This is a genomic window from Salinarimonas sp. (assembly GCF_046292825.1).
In the GTDB taxonomy this organism is placed as follows: domain Bacteria; phylum Pseudomonadota; class Alphaproteobacteria; order Rhizobiales; family Beijerinckiaceae; genus Salinarimonas.
This window is the reverse complement of sequence record NZ_JBKBQG010000028.1, coordinates 15,526-36,056: the sequence shown is the minus strand read 5'-3', so window position 1 is coordinate 36,056 and position 20,531 is coordinate 15,526. Positions and strand designations below refer to the sequence as shown.

The window sequence follows — 20,531 nt, the reverse complement described above, 5'->3', positions numbered from 1 at the left end:
CCTCTCGCATCCCGTCCGGCGAAGTGCTATCAGGCCCGCATGCGCAAGACCACAGACGACAAGACCCGCTCCCGCCCCTCGCGCGGATCGGACGCGGCACGCGGCCCCAGAGGCGGCGGAGCCTCCCGCGACGGTGCCGGCCCCCGCAAGGGCCTGCCCCGCTCGGCCGATCGCGGCGAGGACCGCCCCCGCGACCGCGATTCCCGCGAGGACGGGGGCCGCTCTTTCGGCAAGGGGCAGGGGAAGGGCGGATCCGGAAAAAGCTTCGGCAAGGGACCCGGCCGAGGCACTCGCGAGGGTTTCGGCCGCGATGCCGGGGACCGGGCGCCGTGGAGCGCGCGCGAGGGCGGCGAGCGTCCGCGCGGCCGCTTCGGCGACAAGCCCGCCTTCGCCAAAGCCGCCGGCAAGCCCTTCCGCAAGGCGAGCGAGCGCCCCGCCCCGCGCATCGGCGCCAAACCGCGATCCGAGCGGTTCGGCGAGGGCGGGCCGCGCGGCGAGCGGCGCGAGTGGCAGGAGCGGCGGGGAGGCGAGCGGCAGGGAGGCGAGCGGCAGGAGCGGCGCGCTCCCCTCCCCCGCGCCCCGCGGCCGAAGCGCGACGGCGCCCCGCGCGAGCATTCCGAGGCCGAGCGCATCGCCAAGACGATGGCGCGCGCGGGCGTCGCCTCCCGGCGCGACGCGGAGGCGATGATCGAAGCGGGCCGCGTGAGCGTCAACGGCAGCGTGATCACCTCGCCCGCCCTCAACGTGACCCCCGCCGATCGCATCCTCGTCGACGGCGAGCCCCTGCCCGAGCGCGAGCGCACCCGGCTGTGGCTCTACCACAAGCCGCGCGGGCGGGTGACGACGGCGCGCGATCCGGAGGGACGCCCCACCGTCTTCGACGATCTGCCCGAGGAGATGCCGCGCGTCGTCGCCATCGGCCGGCTCGACATCAACACGGAGGGCCTGCTCCTCCTGACGAACGACGGGGGCCTCGCGCGCGTCGTCGCCCATCCCGAGACCGGCTGGCTGCGCCGCTATCGCGTGCGCGCCTACGGCGACATCACCCAGGACCGGCTCGACAAGCTGCGCGAGGGCGTCGTCGTCGAGGGCATGGAATACGGTCCGATGGAAGCGCGCATCGACCGGGTGCAGGGCGACAATACCTGGATCACGCTCGGCCTGCGCGAGGGCAAGAACCGCGAGGTGAAGCGGGTGCTCGAACATCTCGGGCTCACCGTCAACCGGCTGATCCGCACGTCCTTCGGCCCCTTCCAGCTCGGCGAGCTCAAGGAGGGGCAGGTCGAGGAGGTGCGCACGCGCGTTCTCGCCGACCAGCTCGGCAAGGCGCTCGCGGAGGAGGCGAACGTCGATTTCGAAGGCCCCGTGCGCGAGCCGGTCGCGGCCGAGCGCAAGGCGCGGATCGTCGCGCGCATGCGGCTTCGCGAGGCGGGCCAGGCGAGCGCTCCGGCGCCCTCCGCGAAGGCCGAGGAAAAGAAGCGTCCGTTCTGGGACAAGCCGAAGGGCCGCGTCTGGCGCGCGGACGACGAGGCCGGTGCCGACGAGGCGGCGCCGAAGAGCCGCGCCCGCCGCGCCGCCGATCCGCGCGCCGAGCGCGCCGCGGCCGGCGAGAAGAAGCGCGAGCGCGTCGGCGCGATCGAGGCCAGGAAGGGCCGCGTCCTCGTCGAGCGCGTCAAGGCGGCCCCGAAGGAGGAGGCTCCCGCGCGCCGCCGCCGCGACGAGGACGAGGCGCCAGCCCCCCGCGGACGCTTCTCGCGCGACGAGCGCGGCGGACGGAATGGTCGGGATTTCGGTGGTCGCGATTTCGGCGATCGGGATCGCGGCGAGCGGGGTCGCTTCGAGCGCGCCGACCGGCCGGCTCGCAGCGGGGCGCGGGAGGACGGGCCGCGCGCCGGTCGCTCCGGGCCGGGCCGCGGCGCGCCCGGTACGGGCGGCTTCAAGAGCGGTCCGGGAGGCGGCCCCAAAGGTCGACCCGGCCCGGGCGGCTCCAAGGGTGGGCCCAAAGGCGGTCCCAAGGGCGGCCCGCGCGGCCGCCCGCCGCGGGGCTGAGGCGCCATGCGGATCGTCGGGGGCAAGTTCCGCGGCCGCGCGCTCGCCGCGCCGCGATCCGATGCGATCCGGCCGACGTCGGACCGGCTGCGCGAGAGCCTGTTCAACGTCCTCGCCCATGCCTACGACGACCCGATCGCCGATGCGCGGGTGATCGATCTCTTCGCCGGCACCGGCGCGATGGGGCTCGAGGCGCTCTCGCGCGGGGCGGCCTTCGCGCTCTTCGTCGACGACGGGGCGGAGGCGCGCGGGCTCCTGCGCGAGAACATCGAGACGCTCGGCCTCGGCGGGGTGACGCGCGTGTTCCGCCGCGACGCGACGCGGCTCGGCGCCGCCGAGCGCACGGCGCCGTTCGATCTCGTCTTCTGCGACCCGCCCTATTCCCGCGACCTCGCCCCCCGCGCCCTCGCCTCGGCCGCGGCCGGCGGCTGGCTCGCGCCCGGCGCGCTGTGCGTGGTGGAGGAAGCCGCCACCGCCGACCTCCCCTGCCCCGCGGGCTTCGAGGAGATCGAGCGCCGCACCTACGGCGACACGCAGGTGCTGTTCGCGCGCTACGGGTGAGGACCCGATCCCTCCCCGGAGGGCTAAGCGACCCACACCTTGTGATCTGCGCTTAGCAACCCTAAGGAGAGTTTGTGAATCTTTCTCCTAGAACCTCCACGTCGTCATTCCGGGGCGCGAAGCGAGCCCGGAACCCAGACTCCCGACCTCTGATGAGCAGCCTGTAGGCTGCGTCCTTCAAGGTATCAGTTGTTTCGGGTTGCGGAGCGAGCGCGCATGCGCGCTCGAGCCAACGTCGGGGTTCTGGGTTCCGGGCTCGCTTCGCGCCCCGGAATGACGGGCGGGGAACGATTTTCGAAATCTCAGGGGAAGGAGAGGGAGCGTCCCGTTCGCGTCGAAGCCCTGCAGGCATCACGATGCGTGAACTCCGCATCCCTGGAGGTCGGGTGGGGCCCGGGTGGAGGACAATCTGCGAGCGCCGGGCCCCACCCGGCCTTTCTCGCTTGCGCTCGAAAGTCCACCCTCCCCTACGGGGAGGGATGACGCTGCGCGGAGGCGTTCACGCCGCGCAGGCCGAAAACCCCGCGCGGATCTTCGCCTCGTCGAGGTCGCGGCCGATGAACACGACGCGCGAGCGGCGGGGCTCGCCGGGCTTCCAGTCGCCCTGGACGTCCCCGTCGAGCATCATGTGGACGCCCTGGAAGACGAAGCGCTTGGGCTCGCCGGGGAAGGCGACGATGCCCTTGCAGCGCAGGATGTTGGGCCCCTCGACCTGGGTGAGGTCGGACAGCCAGGGCATGAACTTCTCCGGGTTCAGCTCGCCCTCGTGCGTGATCGCGATCGAGCGGACGTCGTCGGCATGGTGGTGATGGTGGCCCGGCTCGAGGAAATCGGGCTCGATCTCGATGATGCGCTCGAGGTCGAAGGCGTTGCGCTCGAGCACCTGCGCGATGTCGACGGCGCAGCGCGTGGTGCGGTGGAGCTTGGCGTAGGGGTTGATCGCGCGGATGCGCCCCTCGACCTCGGCGAGTTCGTCGGCGCTCACGAGATCGATCTTGTTCAGGAGGATCACGTCGGCGAAGGCGATCTGGTTCTTGGCCTCGGGCGCGTCCTTCAGGCGCTCCGAGAGCCATTTGGCGTCCGCGACCGTGACGACCGCGTCGAGGCGGGCATTGTCGGAGACGTCCTGGTCGACGAAGAAGGTCTGCGCCACGGGCGCGGGGTCGGCGAGGCCCGTCGTCTCGACGATGATCGCATCGAAGCGGCCCTTGCGCTTCATCAGCCCGTCCATGATACGGATCAGGTCGCCGCGCACCGTGCAGCAGATGCAGCCGTTGTTCATCTCGAAGACTTCCTCGTCGGCGCCCACGACGAGGTCGTTGTCGATGCCCACCTCCCCGAACTCGTTGACGATCACCGCGTAGCGGCGGCCGTGCTGCTCGGTCAGGATGCGGTTGAGGAGCGTGGTCTTGCCCGCGCCGAGATAGCCGGTGAGGACGGTGACGGGAATCTTCTGTTCGGACATCTCTTCGCAGGCTCCGCGAATGGCCGGGCGCGAGGCCGCGCCCGGAGGGATATTGGCCGGGACGGCGGCGCTCAGGAGGCGAGCGCCGCGCTCAGCGTCCTTATATTGTGACGCATCATCTCGATGTAAGTGGGGGCCGGGCCGTCGGCAGGCGAGAGCGCGTCCGAGAACAGGGTGCCGCCGACGGGCACGCCCGCCTCGTCCGCGATGCGGCGCACCAGGCGCTCGTCGGTGATGTTCTCGACGAAGACGGCCGAAGCGCCCGTCTCGCGGATCTGGGTGATCAGGCTGGCCACGTCGCGGGCGGTGGCCTCGGCATCGGTGGAGACGCCCTGCGGGGCCACGAACTCGAGCCCGTAGGCGCGGGAGAAATAGGCGAAGGCGTCGTGGCTCGTCACGACGAGGCGGCGGTCCTCGGGGATCGCGGCGATCGTCGCGCGGATCTCCGCGTCGAGCGCGGCGAGCTCCTCGATGAAGGCGGCGGCGTTCGCCTCGTAGACCTCGCGCCCGTCTGGATCGACCGCGATCAGCCCGTCGCGGATATTGGCGACGTAGACCTTCACCGCTTGCACGTCCTGCCAGGCATGCGGATCGATCGGGCCGTGATCGTGGTGATCGTGCGCATGGGCGTGGGCGTGGGCGTGGGCGTGCGCATGACCATGCGCGTGCCCGTGATCGTGCGAGTGACCATGCGCATGGCCGTGCCCGTGCGCGTGAGAATGCCCGTGCCCGTGCGCGTGATCGTGATGATCCTCGTGCTCCTCGTTCTCGAGCTCGTCGATGCCGTCGGCCGCGACGACGATCGTCGCCTGCGTGCCGGAGGACTCGATCAGCCGGTCGATCCAGCCCTCGAAATCGAGCCCGTTCTTGACGACGAGGCGGGCCTGCGCGACGCGACGCGCGTCGGCGGGGGTCGGCGAATAGACGTGGCCGTCGCCGTCCGGGCCGACGAGGGTGGTCAGCGCGATCCGGTCGCCGCCGACGTTGCGGACGAGATCGCCCAGGATCGAGAAGGTCGCGACGACCGGGACCGGCTCGGCGGCGCGCGCCGGCAGAGCCATGGACAGGGCGATCGCCGCCGAGGAAAAGAATGTTACAACATTGCGTCTCGTGAGCATGGTTCTCCCCTTTCGGTGTCTTTCGCAGAAACGTCAGGCTTCGAGATGGCGGCCCGGGAAGGCGAGCCGCAGGAGCCCGCCTTGGGGCCCGAGCAGGAGGGAGCCGAGATAGGCCCCTCCGGCGACGAGGATGATCGCAGGTCCGGCGGGCAGTTCGAGATGGTAGGACAGGAGGAGGCCCGCGGCCCCCGAGACCATGCCGGTCCCCGTCGCGACGGCGATCATGCCGGTCACGTCGCTCGTCCAGAAGCGCGCGGTCGCGGCGGGCAGCATCATCAGGCCGACCGCGAGCAGCGTGCCGAGCGCCTGGAAGCCGCCGACGAGGTTCGACACGACGAGCACGAGAAAGACGAGATGCACCACCGGCCCCGCCCGGCTCACCGAGGCGAGATAGACGGGATCGACGCATTCGAGCACGAGCGGCCGGAACAGGAGCGCGAGCGCCACGAGCGTCACCGTCGCGATGCCGCCGATGAGGAACAGCGCGGCGTCGTCGAGCGCCAGCACCGTGCCGAAGAGGACGTGCATCAGATCGACGTTCGAGCCGCGCATCGAGACGATGGTGACGCCGAGCGCGAGGGAGAGAAGGTAGAAGGCCGCGAGCGAGGCGTCCTCCTTGAGGAGCGTCGCGCGCGCGACGAGCCCCGAGGCGAGCGCCACCGCGACGCCCGCGACGAAGCCGCCGAAGGTCATCGCCGGCAGCGAGAAGCCCGCGACGAGAAAGCCGATCGCCGCGCCCGGCAGGATCGCATGGGCCATCGCGTCGCCGGTCAGCGACATGCGCCGCAGCATCAGGAACACGCCGATCGGCCCGGCCCCGAGCGCCAGCGCGGCGGCGCCGACGAGGGCGCGGCGCATGAACTCGAATTCCACGAAGGGCGCGAGCAGGATCTCGTAGGGCGAGAACGCCATCGCCGTCAGGCCCGCGCGCAGACGGGCGCGCGATCGTCCGCCGCCTCGACCATGCGGCGCGCGCGCAGGAGGTTGTCGGGCGCGAGCACCGCGTCGGTCTCGCCGTGGGCGATCATCTCGCGGGCGATGAGGAGCGTCTTCGGGAAGGCGCGGCGCACCATGTCCATGTCGTGCAGGACGGTGACGACGGTGCGCGCCTCGTCGTGCCAGCGACGCACGAGATCGAGGAGATCCGCCGTCGTCTTGGCGTCGATTGCGGTGAAGGGCTCGTCGAGGAGGATGAGAGACGCGTCCTGCAGGAGGAGGCGCGCGAAGAGCGCGCGCTGCATCTGCCCGCCCGAGAGCGTGCCGATCGCGCGGCGCTCGAAGCCCGTGAGCCCGACCGCCGCGATCGCCGCCTCGATGCGCCCGCGATCGCCGCGGCCGATGCCGCCGAACAGGCCGGCGCGACCCCACAGGCCCATCGCCACGAGGTCGTAGACGGCGATCGGGAAGGAGCGGTCGAGTTCGGAGGCCTGGGGAAGATAGGCGATGCGCGCCTTCGGCGGGCAGGAGATGCGCCCCGCGAGCGGCTTGAGCGACCCGACGATCCCCTTGAGCAGCGTCGATTTGCCCGCCCCGTTCGGCCCCACGATGGCCGTGAGGCTGCCCGGCTCGATGACGCCCTCGAGATGATGCACGGCGGGGCTGCGGCCATAGCCGAGCGTCACGTCCTCGAAGCGGATCGCAGGCGCGCTCATCGCTCAGATCACCCGCACCGTCGCGAGGATCGCGAGCCAGACGAGGAGCACGATCGCGCTCGCGCCCGCGAGCCGCATGCCCGCCGACATCCGCAGCAGCGACAGGGTCGGCGCCGCCGCGCGGGGGCGCGGCGCGTGCTCGTGACCGTGATGGTGGGGCGCGGGCGACATCGGACGTTCTGATATTACATTTCGAGCCATGGCGGAAGTAGGCACCTGCGCCCCGTCGCGCAAGGGCCGATCCGCGTCGAACCCCTCCCCTCCCCCGTCACCCGCCCGCCATCGCCTCGAGCGTGCGCGTGAAGATCTCCCGCACGGCGGCGCGGGTCTCGGCGAGTTCGGCCGCGAGGCGTTTGGCGTCCGGCAGGCCGGCTTCGGCGGCGAGACGGCGCAGGATGGCGGCCGGCGCGCGTTTGGGGTCGAAGCGCCCCTCGACCGTCAGCCGCTGCCAGTGGAAGACCTTGTTGAACAGGCTCTGCGCGGTAACGAGGCGCTCCGCCTCCTCGGGGGCGAGGCGCCCGGCGGCGCCCGCACGCGCGAGCGCGTCCCCCGGCGAGAGCCCGACATAGCCCGGATCGTCGGCGGCGCCGGAGAGGACGAAGGCCTGGGCGAGGAAGTCGAGATCGGTCAACCCGCCCGCGGCGAGCTTGATGTCCCAGGGATCGTCCTCGCCCTTCTCCTGCGCGATCAGGCGTCGCATGGACAGGACCTCGCGGGCGACGCGGGCGGGGTCGCGGGGAAGGCGAACCACCTGCGCGATCGCCGCCTCGACGGCGGGCGCGAAATCGGCGTCGCCCGCCACCACCCGCGCGCGGGTGAGCGCCATGTGCTCCCACAGCTCCGCCTCGGTCGTCTGGTAGGGCAGGAAGCCGCGGAACTGGGTCGCGACCGGGCCCTTGCCGCCGGACGGGCGCAGCCTGAGATCGACCTCGTAGAGCGCGCCCCGCCGCGTCGGCGCCGTCAGGGCGGAGACGAGGCGCTGGGCGAGGCGGTTGTGGTAGACGGTCGCGTCCACTTTGCGCGCGCCGTCGCTCTCGCGGTTCTCCGGGTCGTAATCGTAGAGGACGACGAGGTCGAGATCCGACGTCGCCGTCATCTCGCGCGTGCCGAGCCGGCCGAGGCCGAGCACCGCGATCCGCGCCCCCGGCACGCAGCCGTAATCGGCCTCGAACTGCCCCCGCACCTCGTCGAGCGAGACCTGCACGATCGCCTGCGCGATCGCGGCATAGGCGCGCCCCGCGCGCTCGGGCGAGAACACGCCCGACAACATGCGCGCGCCCGTCACGAAGGTCGTCTGGCGGGCGGCGTCGCGGGCGCGGTCGAGGAAATCCTCGTAGCTCGCCGGGCGCCCGATCGCGCTGCGCACCTGCGCGAGCACGGCCGCCTCGTCGACGACCGCATCCCCGAAGGCGGGATCGATCACCGCATCGAGCACGTGCGGACGCCGCGCGACCGTGTCGGCGAGGCGCGGGGCGGTGCCCAGGAGATCGGCGAAGAGGAGGAGGAGCCGCTCGTTGTTCAGGAGGATCGTCATCAGCTCGACCGCGGCCTTGATCCGGCCGAAGGCCTCGTCGAGCCGCGCGAGCGCTCCGTCCGGGTCCGCTGTGCCGCCGAGCGCGGCGAGCAGCGCGGGGGTGAGCTCGGTGAGCACCTCCCGGGCGCGCGCGCTCGTCACCGCGGGGCGGCGCCCGAAATGCCAGCCGCGCACGGTCTCGGCGGTCTTCTCGGGCTCGCGAAAGCCAAGCTTGCGCAGCGTGCGGAGCGTCTCGGGGTCGTCCTCGGCGCCGGTGAAGACGAGGCTGCCCGCCTCCACCGCGAGGTCCGGCCCCTCCTCGAACAGGAGCGCGTAATGGGCCTGCACCCGCGTCGCCTGACGCACGAGGGCGGTCGAGAAGGCCTTCACGTTCTTGTAGCCGCAGAAGCGGGCGAAGCCCTTGAGCTGGTCGGGATCGGCGGGCAGGCGCTGCGTCTGCTCGTCGGCGACCATCTGGATGCGGTGCTCGATGCCGCGCAGGAAGCGATAGGCCTCGGCGAGTTCGTCGCGGGCGCGCGCGTCGATCCAGCCCTCGGCCTCGAGTTCGGCGAGCATGTCGAGCGTGCGGCGCCCGCGCAGAGAGGGCCTGCGGCCGCCGAAGACGAGCTGCTGGGTCTGCACGAAGAACTCGATTTCGCGGATGCCGCCGCGCCCGAGCTTGATGTCGTGGCCCGCGACCGCGATCTCCGCATGGCCGCGCACGGCGTGGATCTGGCGCTTCATCGCATGCACGTCGGCGATCGCGGCGAAGTCGAAATATTTGCGCCAGATGAAGGGCGCGAGCTCGGCGAGGAAGCGCTCGCCGAGGGCGATGTCGCCCGCCACCGGCCGCGCCTTGATGAGCGCCGCGCGCTCCCAGTTCTGGCCGACCGTCTCGTAATAGGAATAGGCCGAGGGCAGCGCCACCGCGACCGGCGTCGAGCCGGGATCGGGGCGCAGGCGGTAATCGACGCGGTGGACGTAACCGTCCGCCGTGCGCTCCTGCAGGAGCTTGGCGAGGCCTTGCGCGAAGCGGCTGTAGAAGGGCGGCGCCTCGGTCTTCTCGGAGAGCGCCGCGCAACGGGGGTCGAAGAACACCACGAGGTCGATGTCCGAGGAATAGTTGAGCTCGCGCCCGCCGTGCTTGCCCAGCGCCAGGATCACCGCGCCGGTGCCGCGGCCGGGATCGTCCGGATCGGGCAGCGTCAGCTTGCCCGCCTGCGCGGCCTCGACGAGGAGCACGTCCGTGCAGCCCGCGACCGAGGCGTCCGCGAAATCGGAGAGCGCGGCGACGACCTCGTCGACGCTCCACGCGCCCCCGATATCGGCGAGCGCGACGAGGAGCGCGTGCTCGGCCCGCGCCTGGCGCACGAGCCGCGCCACCTCCTCGCGCCGGATCTCGCCGCGCGCGAGCGCCAGCCCGCGGTCGCGCTGGGCGGCGACGATGCGGGCATGCCCCGCCTCCGGGCTCTCGAGGAGGAGCCGCGCGAGCCGCTCGGGGCGCGCCGCGAGGCGCGTGAGGAAGGGGGAATGCTCGAACAGCAGGCCGACGAGGTTGCGCACCGGCCCCGCCTCGAGATGCGGCACGAGCGCCGCCGCCGCCTCGCTCTCCCGCGCGGCGGCGACGAGATCGTCGAGCCGCGCTCGCGCGATCTTGGCCGAGCAGGTCGGACAGGCGGCGGCGAGGCGCTCGATGAGGGGGGCGCGCGAGGCGGAAGCGTCGAGGGCGTCGGTCATGGCGCGACGATAGCGCCGCACGGCTGCGCGATAAATGGGCGGATCGCGCTCACATCGCCGTGCGCCGCTTCAGCGCCGCCGAAAGCGTCCCCTCGTCGAGATAATCGAGCTCCCCGCCCACCGGCACGCCGTGGGCGAGGCGGGTGACGGTGACGGGGAGGTGGGCCAGAGCCTCGGTGACGTAATGGGCGGTCGTCTGGCCGTCCACCGTGGCGTTGAGCGCGACGATCACCTCCCGCACGCCGGGCTCGGCCGCGCGGGCGACGAGCCTGTCGATCGCGAGGTTCTCCGGCCGCACTCCGTCGAGCGCGGAGAGCACGCCGCCGAGGACGTGATAGCGCGCGTGCAGCGCGCCCGCGCGCTCGAGCGCCCAGAGGTCCGAGACGTCCTCCACCACGACGATGATCGAGCCGTCGCGGCTCGCATCGGTGCAGACCGCGCAGGGGTCGGACGTGTCGACGTTCCCGCAGCTCGCGCACACGACGACGCGTTCGGAGGCGATGCGCATCGCCTCCGCCAGCGGCCCGAGCAGGGCCTCGCGCTTCTTCAACAGAGTGAGCGCCGCCCGACGCGCCGAGCGGGGCCCGAGGCCCGGCAGGCGCGCGAGGAGCTGGATCAGACGCTCGATCTCGGGTCCGGCGACGCCGCGCGCCAAGGGGGGAACTCCCGAATCAGAACAGCTTCATGCCCGGAGGCAGAGGCAGGCCCTTGGTGATCTCGGCCATGCGCTCCTGGAGCACGCGCTCGGCCTTGACCCGCCCGTCGTTCGCGGCGGCGACGATCAGATCCTCGAGGATCTCGGTCTCGTCGGGCACCATCAGCGAGCGATCGATGCGCACGCTCTTGAGGGTGCCCTTGCCGGACATCGTCACGGTGACGACGCCGCCACCGGCGGTGCCCTCGACCTCGAGCGCGTCGAGTTCGGCCTGGGCGTTGGCCATCTTCTCCTGCATGGCCTGGGCCTGCTTCATGAGCCCCATCAGATCCTTCATGGCGCCTCTCGCCTCCTCGTCTTCAGGTCGCGTCCCCACCCCCGTGCCGGCGCCTCACCCAGCGGACCAGGAGAAGCACGCCGACGAGCACGATCGGCACGGCGAGCGCGGTCCCGATCGTCGGGTTCACCGGCACGCCCGCGCCGGCGAGCCCACCGAGGACATAATAGATCAGGCCTGAGATGTAATAGGTGATCGCCGCGGCGGACAGCCCCTCCACGGTCTGCTGGAGGCGCAATTGCACCTGCGCGCGCTCGTTCATGGCGGTCAGGAGGTCGCGGTTCTGGCTCTCGAGCTCGATGTCGATGCGGGTGCGCAGGAGCTGGGCGGCGCGGGTGAGCTTGCGCGAGAGGTTCGCCTGGCGCTCCTCCATCGAGAGGCAGGTGCGCATCGCGGGCTGCAGGCGCCGGTCGAGGAAGTCCGACCAGGAATCGAGCCCCGGCAGCGCCCGCTCGCCGATCGTGCCGAGCCGCAGGCGCACGAGCTCGTGATAGGCGCGCGTCGCGCCGAAGCGGAAGAGCGCGCCCGACGCCCCCGCCTCGAGCTCGGCGGCGAGCGCGGTGATTCGCTCGAGGAGCTTGCGGTTCGATTCGATGCCCGCCGCGTTCTCCATCGCCTGCATGATCTGCGGCAATTCGGTCTCGATGCGCCGCACGGACGGGCCGACGCGCTGCGCCTCGGGCAGGCCGAGGAGGGCGAGCGTGCGATAGGTCTCGATCTCGAGCACGCGCTGGACGAGGGCGCCCGCCTGGCCGCGCTCGAGCCCGCGATCGATCACGAGGAGGCGCACGAAGCCGTGGGCGTCGGTGCGGAAATCGGTCGCGATCGTCGCCGCCCCGTCCTCGACTTCGGCCGCGGCGAGATGGACCTCGCCGAACACGGCCTGCGCCCCGCCGGGCAGGCTGTCGGCCGGCACGAGGTGGAGATCGACCGCGACCATCAGCGGCCCCGGCTGCGGCACGAGGCCCATCACGCCCATCAACCCGTCGATGCCGGGGCGAAACGCCTGGGGCGGGGGCGCGTCGGCGATGCTCGGGTCGCCGAATTCCCAGGAATAGGTGGTGAACTCGCTGTGCGCCTCCCAGCGCAGGAGCGTGCCCGAGAACGACACCCGGTGGTGCTTCACCCCGTGGCGGGGCCCCTCGAGCCCCAAGGACGCGCAGAAGGCGGCGAGCGCGTCGCGGTCCTTCGCGGCCGCGGCCTCGTCCGTCATGAAGGCGAAATGCAGGACGCGCTTTGGCGTGTCGAGCGGCACGAAGGGCCGCGCATGCACCTCCGCGAGCACCCGCGCGCGCAGCGGATGCGGCTCGAGATCGATCGTCGTGCTCCCGGGCGCCATGCGCGCCCCCTCGCGTCTCTCGTGCATCGCTCTTCGCTTCCGGATCGGGGGATCACAATGGGCGCATGGACGGGTGAGCGCAACGGCTAAGTCGGGCACGGGCCCGATGCGCTTTTTCGCCTCGGGAGGCTGTCATCCCGGGCCGCGAAGCGGACCCGGGACCCATAACCTCGACGACAGGCCCGAGCGCGCATGCCGCGCTCGCGTCGCGACGGATGGACGGCGAGCGGGGGTGACACGCAGCCTACAGGCTGCGACCCCGACGTCGTGGTTATGGGTCCCGGATCGCCTTCGGCGTCCGGGATGACAACCTCAAGATGAAACGGCCTTACCGCAGCACGCCGTCGAGCACCGGCAGCGACAGCAACGCGGCGAGCGCGATCAGCGCGTAGGAGATCGACCGGAACACCCGCTCGGAGGCGGCGCCGAACAGGCGCGTGCCGAGAAACAGCCCCGTCGCGTAGGCCGGCCCCACGACGAGCGCGAGCGCGAGCACGGCCCCCGTGAAGAGCCCCGCCAAGGCGTAGCCGATCGCGGCGCCGGCGGTCGTCGCGAGAAAGAACAGGATCAGGTTCGCGCGCACGGCCTTCGGCGCGAGCGGGGAGGACAGCCAGTAGACGACGACCGGCGGCCCACCGACCTGGACGCTCGCCGTCATCGCCCCCGCGATCGCCCCCACCGCGACCGTCGCGGGCGGGCGGGGCGTGCGGGGAAGCCGGAAGCCGGACATCAGGAGCGCCAGCATCGCGACCGTCAGCACCGCGATCGCCCAGCGCAACGCGATCGGATCGAGGCTCGCGAGAAGGAACACGCCGAGCGGGATGCCGAGATAGGCGCCCCCCACCATCAGAAGGAGCGAGCGCCGCTCGCAGGTCGCGATCGCCGTGCGGACATAAGGGAGGATGAGAACCGCGTCGACGATCAGCAGGACGGGCGCCGCGACGCGGGGACCGAGCGCGGCGGCGGCGAGCGGCATGAAGATCAGCCCCGCCCCGAAGCCGGAGAAGCCGCGCGCGAGGCCGCCGAGGAAGGCCGCGATCAGCGCGGTGGCGAGCGCATGGTCGAGTTCGAGATTGACAAGAGCGTCCCCCACGCCGTTCCCTCGCGTTCGCGCGACGTTCCCGCCCTCGAACCGATTCGGCCCGTGACCAACACTCGCATCCGCATTCTCGGCATCGACCCGGGCCTTCGCAAGACGGGCTGGGGCATGATCGTGTCGGAGGGCACCAAGCTCTCCTACGTCGCCTCGGGGGTGGTCGTCTCGGACGGCGATCTCGACCTCGCCTCGCGGCTCGAGCAGCTCTATCGCGGGCTCGACGCGGTCTTGCGCGCGCACGCGCCCGACGAGGTCTCGGTCGAGGAGACCTTCGTCAACAAGGACGCGCAGGCGACGCTCAAGCTCGGGCACGCCCGCGCGGTGGCGCTGCTCGTGCCGGCCCTCGCGGGGCTCCCCGTGGCCGAATACGGCGCGAACCAGGTGAAGAAGACGGTGGTGGGCGTCGGCCACGCGGAGAAGGCGCAGGTCCTCGCGATGGTGCGCATCCTCCTGCCGAAGGCCGAGCCGAAGAGCGCCGACGCCGCCGACGCGCTCGCCATCGCGATCGCCCACGCGCATCACCGCAAGGCGCGATCGCTGACGGCGTCGCTCGCGAGCTGACCGGGGAGGGGGCATGCGCACGGCGTCGATCCGGCCTGCGAAGCCGTCCAGGAGAGCTCCCTCTCCTTCCCCTCAGGGGAAGGTGGCTCCGGACCCGAACAGGGTCCGGAGACGGATGGGGTCTTTCGCTCCGAAGGAGCGAAGGGGCGTCGGGCGCCTCCTTACCTTGGGAGCTCCAAGACGACGCCCCTTCGCGCCTGCGGCGCGAAAAACCCCATCCGACCCGTCGGCTTCGCCGCCGGGCCACCTTCCCCTGAGGGGAAGGAGAAGGGCGGCGGCACAGATCGCTGCTCGCAGCCTGGGACGGAGACGTCCGTATCCAATGGCGGGGCCGAGGAGGAGGGGGCGATGATCGGACGGCTGAAGGGGACGGTCGACGGCATCGGCGAGGACCACGTGATCCTCGACGTGCACGGCGTCGGCTATCTGGTGCATTGCTCGGCGCGGACACTCCAGCGCCTGCCCAAGGAAGGCGAGGCCGCGCGGCTGTCGATCGAGACGGTCGTGCGCGAGGACATGATCCGCCTCTACGGCTTCCGCACCGATGCCGAGCGGGAATGGTTCCGCGCGATGCAGCTCGTGCAGGGCGTCGGCGCGCGCGTGGCGCTCGGCATCCTCTCGGTGCTCGATCCGGACGACCTCGCCCGCGCCGTGTCGGCGGGCGACAAGGCGGCCCTGGCGCGCGCGCCGGGGGTCGGGCCGAAGCTCGCCCAGCGCATCGTCTCCGAGATGAAGGACAAGGCGCCGGGTTTCGGCACGGGCGATTCGAGCCTCGCCGCGCTCTCGGGCGGCGCGGAGGCGGGCCCGTCGGCGGCGGCGTCCGACGCGATCTCGGCCCTCGTCAATCTCGGCTACGCGCAGGTGCAGGCCACGAACGCCATCGCCCGCGCCGTCGAGCAGGCCGGCGCGGACGCGCAGACCCCGACCCTGATCCGCCTGGGGCTCAAGGAACTCGCGCGCTGATTGCGCGGGCCGGCGCGGCTCACAGGAAGCCGAACAGCCACAACAGGATGATGATCGGTAGCGGAATGCCGATCACCCACAGAAGGCAGCCTCTCGCCATGGTCTTTCTCTCCGGATCGTGACGGCGCGCGCGACGTCTCTCGCGTTGCGCGGCGGCGATGGATGGGGTCTCCTCAGGAACCCCCGAGCCTAATGCCGAGTTCCGCGTCGGCGCCGCCCGCTCGAATTGCGAGCGCTCCCGTCCGCCGCTAGAACAGACGCCGCGAGACGAAATCCGCGACACCAGAAGGACATCCCCCGATGCGCACCGACACCCCCCAGACGGTCCGGCTGGAGGAATATCGTCCGAGCGACTTCCTGATCCCGCGCATCGCGCTCGACATCGTGCTCGCGCCGCGGGAGACGCGGGTGCGGGCGACCCTGTCGCTCGAGCCGAACCCGGCGGGGCGCGCGGGCGTGCCGCTCGTGCTCGACGGGGACGAGCTCGCTCTCGTCTCGATCGCGCTCGACGGCGCGCCCTTGCCGGAGAGCGCCTACGAGGCAGGCCCCGACCGCCTGATCCTGCGCGAGCCGCCCGCGCGGCCCTTCACGCTCGCCATCGAGACCCAGGTCGACCCGACCGGCAACACCAAGCTGATGGGTCTCTACCGCTCGCAGGGCGTCTATTGCACGCAATGCGAGGCGGAAGGCTTCCGCCGCATCACGTATTTCCTCGACCGGCCGGACGTGCTGTCCGTCTACGAGACGCGCATCGAAGCGGCGCGGGCGGACGCGCCGGTGCTCCTCGGCAACGGCAATCTGGTCGAGACGGGCGAGCTCGCGGGGGGCGAGCGGCACTACGTGGTGTGGCACGATCCGCACCCGAAGCCCTCCTATCTCTTCGCGCTCGTCGGCGGCGCGCTCGCGCGGATCGGCTCGACCTTCACCACGGCGAGCGGCCGCGCGGTCGCGCTCGGCGTCTATGTGGAGCCCGGCAAGGAGGAGCGCGCCACCTACGCGCTGGACGCGCTGGAGCGCTCGATGCGCTGGGACGAGCGCGTCTTCGGCCGCGAGTACGATCTCGACGTGTTCAACATCGTCGCCGTGTCGGACTTCAACATGGGCGCGATGGAGAACAAGGGCCTCAACATCTTCAACGACAAGTACGTGCTCGCCTCTCCTGAGACCGCGACCGACGCCGATTACGGGCATATCGAGGCGATCATCGCCCACGAATATTTCCACAATTGGACCGGCAACCGGATCACCTGTCGCGACTGGTTCCAGCTCTGCCTCAAGGAGGGGCTCACCGTCTTCCGCGACCAGGAATTCTCGAGCGACGAGCGCTCGCGCCCGGTCCAGCGCATCGGTCAGGTGCGGGCGCTGCGCGCGCGGCAATTCACCGAGGATGCCGGGCCGCTCGCCCATCCGGTGCGCCCGAGCGCCTATCGCGAGATCAACAACTTCTACACGGCGACGGTCTACGAGAAGGGCGCGGAGGTGATCCGCATGCTCAAGACCCTGATCGGGCCCGACGCCTTCGCGCGCGGCATGGATCTGTTCTTCGAGCGCTGCGACAACACCGCCGCCACGGTGGAGGATTTCCTCGCCTGCTTCGCGGAGGCGAGCGGGCGCGATCTCTCCGCCTTCGCGCTGTGGTATTCCCAGGCCGGCACGCCGCGCCTCGCGGTGACCGGGCTCTACGATTCTCAGGCGCAGACCTATCGGCTCGACTTCGCCCAGTCGACGCCCGCGACCCCCGGTCAGCCGACGAAGGCGCCCGTCGTCGTGCCCATCCGGCTCGGCCTCGTCGACGCGGACGGCGCGCCGGTCGCCGCGCGGTGCGAGCGGCTCGACGCGCACGGCGTGTTCGTGCTCGCCGAGGCGAGCGATAGCCTCGTCTTCGAGAACGTGCCGGCGCCGCCGGTGCCGAGCGTGCTGCGCGGCTTCTCGGCCCCCGTGCGCCTGTCGCTCGATCTCTCGGATTCCGACCTCCTCGTCCTCCTGCGCCACGACGAGGACCCGTTCAACCGCTGGCAGGCGGGGCAGACCATCGCAACGCGCCTTCTCGTGCGCGCGAGCGTCTCCGGCACCTTCTGCGAAGAGGCGGCCGAAGCGCTCGCCGGCGCGCTCGATGCCTTCCTCGCGGCGGAAGGGGAAGCCGATCCCGCTTTCGCGGCGCAGGTGCTCGCGGTGCCCGGCGAGACCGAGATCGCCCAGGAGATCGGCGAGAACGTCGATCCCGACGTGATCCACCGCGTCCGCGACCGCCTGCGCGCGCGCATCGGCGCCCGGCTCGCCCCGCGTCTCGCCGCCCTGCGCGAGGCGCTCGAGACGCCCGGCCCCTACAGCCCGGATGCGCGCAGCGCCGGGCGCCGGGCGCTCCGCAACGCCGCGCTCGACTATCTCGCCGTCGCGGACCCGGAGGCGGCCCGCCCGCTCGTCGTCGCCCAGTACGAGGCCGCCGACAACATGACCGACCGCTTCGCGGCGCTCTCGGTCGCCGCGCTCGTGACCGGCGGGGACGAGCGCGAGCGGCTTCTCGCGTCCTTCCGGCAGCGTTACGCGGGCGAGCCGCTCGTGCTCGACAAATGGTTCGCCCTCCAGGCCTCGATCCCCGAGGACGGCACCCTCGCGCGCATCGAGGCGCTGCGCGGCGACGAGGCCTTCTCGATGGCGAACCCCAACCGGGTGCGCTCCCTGATCGGGACCTTCGCGCTCGCCAATCCGACACGGTTCCACGCCGCCGACGGCGCCGGCTACCGCTTCGTCGCGGATGCGGTGACGACGCTCGATCGCACCAATCCGCAGGTGGCGGCGCGGCTCCTGACCGCCTTCAACACGTGGCGCAGCATGGAGCCCGGCCGCCGCAACGCCGCGCGCGAGGCGCTCGTCGGCATCGCCGAGCGGCCGAGCCTCTCGCCGGACGTCGGCGACATCGTCGGGCGCACGCTGGAATGAGCCGCGCCTCACATTTCTAAAAGTTAAGTCTTCCTCAACAACGAGGCTGGACAAATCCCACGAGTGCGATTCTATTGTTACCGATTCGGGTAGATGCGGCACGTCTCCCGATCGAGACGCAAATGGAATCCGAAGGGAGTCTGCGCATGGCGGGTGCGGACACCACGTGCGCGCCTGCGCGTACGGGGACGATCTTGGGCGTCGCACGCCAACTCGGCCACCCCGCCCTGGGGCGGCTCGATCGCGTCGATCCCTGGCTGAGACTGGCGGTCCCGATCCTGCTCGGGCTCTTCCTCGTGGCGCTCGTCATGAGCGCCTGGATGCAGACGAAGGACAGCCGGCTCGAATCCCTCGCGCAGGCCGCGCACGAGATCGACCTCGTCTCGCGGCTGCTGCAAGCGGACCTCGCCGCCGACATGGCCGCGCTCGAACCGGGTCTTGCGAGCCGCGCGCTGGCGAGGGTCGTCTCGCGCCTGCCGGAGGGCGTCTTCGTCCGCGGGCGCATCGTTCTCCTCGCGACCGAATCCGGCACGCTCCACGCCGCCTTTCCCGCCGTCGCCACCCTGCCCGACAATCTCCTCGACGTGTTGGGCGACGAACAGCCGCTGACCGTTCTCGGCGAGCGCGCCGGCGTCATGACGATCCGCATGCCCGACGGCGGCGACGCGATCGCCGCGGTTCGCCGCCTGCCCGGCCAGGATTGGAAGATCGCGGTGCTGCAGCCGACCGACGCGGTGCTCGCCGGCTGGCGCGCCAACGCGCACGGCCAGACGACGCTGCTTGCCGCGACGATCGTGGTGCTGGTCGGCCTCGGCGCGGCCTATTTCCTCCAGGCGAACCGCGCCCGCGCCGCCGATTACGTCTGCGAGAAGGTGAGCCGGCGCATCGACAGCGCGCTCTCGCGCGGCCGCTGCGGGCTGTGGGACTGGGACATCGCGCGGGGACGCATCTACTGGTCGGATTCGATGTACGAACTCCTCGGCTATCGACGAACCGACGAGTTCATGTCCTTCGGCGAGATCAACGCCCTCATCCACCCCGACGACACCGACTTCTACGCCCTCGCCGACGAGCTCGCCGCCTCCCGCGCCACCGTCGTCGACCACGAATTCCGCATCCGCGACGCCGAAGGCGGCTGGGTGTGCCTGCGCGCCCGCGCCGAGCTCGTGCAGGACCGCGACGACGCCGGCTGCCACCTCGTCGGCATCGCCGTCGACATCACCGAGCAGCGCCGCATGGCCGAGGAGACGGCCGCCGCCGACAGCCGCCTGCGCGACGCCGTCGACGCGATCTCCGAGGCCTTCGTGCTCTGGGACGCCGAGAACCGGCTCGTCCTGTGCAATTCGAAATTCCGCCGCCTGCACGACCTCCCCGCCGAGGTCGCGAGCCCCGGGCGCACCTACGCCCAGGTCATGCGCTCGGGTCGCCAGCCCATCGTCAGCCAGGAATTCCTGCGCGAGGAGCGGCCCGACAGCGGTGCGCGCACCTTCGAGGCCGAGCTCGCCGACGGGCGCTGGCTGCAGATCTCCGAGCGGCGCACCAACGACGGCGGCTACGTCTCCGTCGGTACCGACATCACGGCGCTCAAGCGCCACGAGGAGAAGCTGCTCGAGAGCGAGCGGCGCCTCAAGCAGACCGTCGCCGATCTGCGCGTGTCGCGCCAGAAGCTCGAGGCCCAGGCCCAGCAGCTCGCGGATCTCGCCGAGCGCTATCTCGAGCAGAAGGCCGAGGCCGAGGGCGCGAGCCGCGCCAAGTCCGAATTCCTCGCCAATATGAGCCACGAGCTGCGCACGCCGCTCAACGCCATCATCGGCTTCGCGGAGGTGATGGAGGCAGGGGTCTTCGGCGATCTCGGCTGCCCGAAATATTCCGAATATTGCAAGGACATCCGCTCCTCGGGCGAGTACCTGCTCTCGGTCATCAACGACATCCTCGACATGTCCCGCATCGAGGCGGGCCGCATCAAGCTCGAGAAGCACGATTTCCCGCTCTCCGACGCCGTCACCCGCGCGACCCGGATGGTCGGCGAGCTCGCCCGCTCGAAGGGGCTCTCGATCTCGGTCGAGGACGAGGCGGGCACGACGATCAACGCCGACGAGCGCGCGATCCAGCAGATCCTCGTCAACCTCCTCCAGAACGCGGTGAAGTTCACCCCCGAAGGCGGCGCCATCGCGCTGCGCACGCGGCTTGCGGGGGATGCGGTCAACATCTACGTCGAGGACAACGGCATCGGCATCCCGCGCGAGGCGATGCAGCGCATCGGGCGGCCCTTCGAGCAGGTCGAGACCGAGTTCTCGAAGACCTACAAGGGCTCGGGGCTCGGCCTCGCGATCGCCAAGTCGCTCGCCGAGCTGCACGGCGGCTCGCTGCGCATCCGCAGCCAGGTCGACGTCGGCACCGTGGTCATGGTCCACCTGCCGCTGCGCGCGGGCCAGGTCCTGCCGAACGCGGCGTGACGGACGCCGCCGGAACGCGGTCGGGGACTGTCGTCCCGGGCCGCGGAGCGGACACGAGACCCGACCAGGCCCGTTCGAGCGCGCAAACC

16 protein-coding genes are annotated in these 20,531 nt (G+C 71.5%); 6 read left to right on the top strand and 10 right to left on the bottom strand.

Annotation, left to right across the window (positions count from 1 at the left end):
• Nucleotides 1–39 precede the first annotated feature (39 nt).
• Nucleotides 40–2,049 carry a pseudouridine synthase gene (locus tag ACK4UM_RS14075; protein ID WP_409800209.1) on the top strand — a complete coding sequence of 670 codons (2,010 nt, stop codon included), beginning with the start codon at nucleotides 40–42 and terminating at the stop codon, nucleotides 2,047–2,049.
• Nucleotides 2,050–2,055: 6 nt separating this feature from the next.
• Nucleotides 2,056–2,610 (top strand): 16S rRNA (guanine(966)-N(2))-methyltransferase RsmD, encoded by a 555-nt coding sequence (gene rsmD, locus ACK4UM_RS14070; protein ID WP_409800206.1) that lies wholly within the window; start codon nucleotides 2,056–2,058, stop codon nucleotides 2,608–2,610.
• 499 nt (nucleotides 2,611–3,109) lie between these two features.
• Here the strand turns inward: rsmD and ACK4UM_RS14065 are convergent, their stop codons facing one another.
• From ACK4UM_RS14065 to ACK4UM_RS14020, 10 genes are all read right to left on the bottom strand, one after another.
• On the bottom strand, nucleotides 3,110–4,075 hold the full coding sequence (locus ACK4UM_RS14065) for a CobW family GTP-binding protein (protein WP_409800203.1): 966 nt from the start codon (nucleotides 4,073–4,075) through the stop codon (nucleotides 3,110–3,112).
• A gap of 71 nt (nucleotides 4,076–4,146) precedes the next feature.
• A complete protein-coding gene (locus ACK4UM_RS14060) occupies nucleotides 4,147–5,136 on the bottom strand; it encodes a metal ABC transporter solute-binding protein, Zn/Mn family (protein ID WP_409800201.1) in 990 nt (329 codons plus the stop codon).
• A 90-nt stretch (nucleotides 5,137–5,226) separates the two neighbouring features.
• Nucleotides 5,227–6,105, bottom strand: coding sequence for a metal ABC transporter permease (locus ACK4UM_RS14055; RefSeq protein WP_409800198.1), 879 nt, complete (start codon nucleotides 6,103–6,105; stop codon nucleotides 5,227–5,229).
• Nucleotides 6,106–6,110: 5 nt separating this feature from the next.
• The gene (aztA, locus tag ACK4UM_RS14050) at nucleotides 6,111–6,845 is read right to left on the bottom strand and encodes a zinc ABC transporter ATP-binding protein AztA (RefSeq protein ID WP_409800195.1); all 735 of its coding nucleotides are present in this window, start codon (nucleotides 6,843–6,845) and stop codon (nucleotides 6,111–6,113) included.
• A 3-nt stretch (nucleotides 6,846–6,848) separates the two neighbouring features.
• Nucleotides 6,849–7,016, bottom strand: coding sequence for a hypothetical protein (locus ACK4UM_RS14045; protein WP_409800194.1), 168 nt, complete (start codon nucleotides 7,014–7,016; stop codon nucleotides 6,849–6,851).
• Nucleotides 7,017–7,113: 97 nt separating this feature from the next.
• Entirely contained in the window at nucleotides 7,114–10,095 is a 2,982-nt protein-coding gene (locus tag ACK4UM_RS14040; RefSeq protein ID WP_409800191.1) for a bifunctional [glutamine synthetase] adenylyltransferase/[glutamine synthetase]-adenylyl-L-tyrosine phosphorylase, read from the bottom strand.
• 49 nt (nucleotides 10,096–10,144) lie between these two features.
• Nucleotides 10,145–10,750 carry a recombination mediator RecR gene (gene recR, locus ACK4UM_RS14035; protein WP_409800188.1) on the bottom strand — a complete coding sequence of 202 codons (606 nt, stop codon included), beginning with the start codon at nucleotides 10,748–10,750 and terminating at the stop codon, nucleotides 10,145–10,147.
• 16 nt (nucleotides 10,751–10,766) lie between these two features.
• Nucleotides 10,767–11,087: a YbaB/EbfC family nucleoid-associated protein gene (locus tag ACK4UM_RS14030; protein WP_409800185.1), complete on the bottom strand. Its 321-nt coding sequence runs from the start codon at nucleotides 11,085–11,087 to the stop codon at nucleotides 10,767–10,769.
• 22 nt (nucleotides 11,088–11,109) lie between these two features.
• Nucleotides 11,110–12,426 carry a DUF3422 family protein gene (locus ACK4UM_RS14025; RefSeq protein ID WP_409800183.1) on the bottom strand — a complete coding sequence of 439 codons (1,317 nt, stop codon included), beginning with the start codon at nucleotides 12,424–12,426 and terminating at the stop codon, nucleotides 11,110–11,112.
• A 328-nt stretch (nucleotides 12,427–12,754) separates the two neighbouring features.
• The gene (locus ACK4UM_RS14020; RefSeq protein ID WP_409800180.1) at nucleotides 12,755–13,519 is read right to left on the bottom strand and encodes a sulfite exporter TauE/SafE family protein; all 765 of its coding nucleotides are present in this window, start codon (nucleotides 13,517–13,519) and stop codon (nucleotides 12,755–12,757) included.
• Between the two features lie 114 nt (nucleotides 13,520–13,633).
• Between ACK4UM_RS14020 and ruvC the strand changes: the two genes are divergently transcribed.
• The 4 genes from ruvC (at nucleotide 13,634) to ACK4UM_RS14000 (ending at nucleotide 20,442) form a co-directional block, all read left to right on the top strand.
• A complete protein-coding gene (gene ruvC, locus ACK4UM_RS14015) occupies nucleotides 13,634–14,083 on the top strand; it encodes a crossover junction endodeoxyribonuclease RuvC (RefSeq protein ID WP_409800262.1) in 450 nt (149 codons plus the stop codon).
• A 348-nt stretch (nucleotides 14,084–14,431) separates the two neighbouring features.
• The gene (gene ruvA, locus ACK4UM_RS14010; RefSeq protein WP_409800177.1) at nucleotides 14,432–15,046 is read left to right on the top strand and encodes a Holliday junction branch migration protein RuvA; all 615 of its coding nucleotides are present in this window, start codon (nucleotides 14,432–14,434) and stop codon (nucleotides 15,044–15,046) included.
• 300 nt (nucleotides 15,047–15,346) lie between these two features.
• Nucleotides 15,347–17,986, top strand: a complete 2,640-nt coding sequence (pepN, locus tag ACK4UM_RS14005; RefSeq protein WP_409800174.1) for an aminopeptidase N — start codon at nucleotides 15,347–15,349, stop codon at nucleotides 17,984–17,986.
• Nucleotides 17,987–18,180: 194 nt separating this feature from the next.
• On the top strand, nucleotides 18,181–20,442 hold the full coding sequence (locus ACK4UM_RS14000) for an ATP-binding protein (protein WP_409800171.1): 2,262 nt from the start codon (nucleotides 18,181–18,183) through the stop codon (nucleotides 20,440–20,442).
• The last annotated feature ends 89 nt before the right edge of the window (nucleotides 20,443–20,531 follow it).

Excerpts from the sequence above, each read along its gene's own strand:
- ACK4UM_RS14075 (WP_409800209.1), top strand. The coding sequence starts at position 40 with ATGCGCAAGACCACAGACGACAAGACCCGCTCCCGCCCCTCGCGCGGA.
- rsmD (WP_409800206.1), top strand. The coding sequence starts at position 2,056 with ATGCGGATCGTCGGGGGCAAGTTCCGCGGCCGCGCGCTCGCCGCGCCG.
- ACK4UM_RS14065 (WP_409800203.1), bottom strand. The coding sequence starts at position 4,075 with ATGTCCGAACAGAAGATTCCCGTCACCGTCCTCACCGGCTATCTCGGC.
- ACK4UM_RS14060 (WP_409800201.1), bottom strand. The coding sequence starts at position 5,136 with ATGGCTCTGCCGGCGCGCGCCGCCGAGCCGGTCCCGGTCGTCGCGACC.
- ACK4UM_RS14055 (WP_409800198.1), bottom strand. The coding sequence starts at position 6,105 with ATGGCGTTCTCGCCCTACGAGATCCTGCTCGCGCCCTTCGTGGAATTC.
- aztA (WP_409800195.1), bottom strand. The coding sequence starts at position 6,845 with ATGAGCGCGCCTGCGATCCGCTTCGAGGACGTGACGCTCGGCTATGGC.
- ACK4UM_RS14045 (WP_409800194.1), bottom strand. The coding sequence starts at position 7,016 with ATGTCGCCCGCGCCCCACCATCACGGTCACGAGCACGCGCCGCGCCCC.
- ACK4UM_RS14040 (WP_409800191.1), bottom strand. The coding sequence starts at position 10,095 with ATGACCGACGCCCTCGACGCTTCCGCCTCGCGCGCCCCCCTCATCGAG.
- ACK4UM_RS14030 (WP_409800185.1), bottom strand. The coding sequence starts at position 11,087 with ATGAAGGATCTGATGGGGCTCATGAAGCAGGCCCAGGCCATGCAGGAG.
- ACK4UM_RS14025 (WP_409800183.1), bottom strand. The coding sequence starts at position 12,426 with ATGGCGCCCGGGAGCACGACGATCGATCTCGAGCCGCATCCGCTGCGC.
- ruvC (WP_409800262.1), top strand. The coding sequence starts at position 13,634 with ATGATCGTGTCGGAGGGCACCAAGCTCTCCTACGTCGCCTCGGGGGTG.
- ruvA (WP_409800177.1), top strand. The coding sequence starts at position 14,432 with ATGATCGGACGGCTGAAGGGGACGGTCGACGGCATCGGCGAGGACCAC.
- pepN (WP_409800174.1), top strand. The coding sequence starts at position 15,347 with ATGCGCACCGACACCCCCCAGACGGTCCGGCTGGAGGAATATCGTCCG.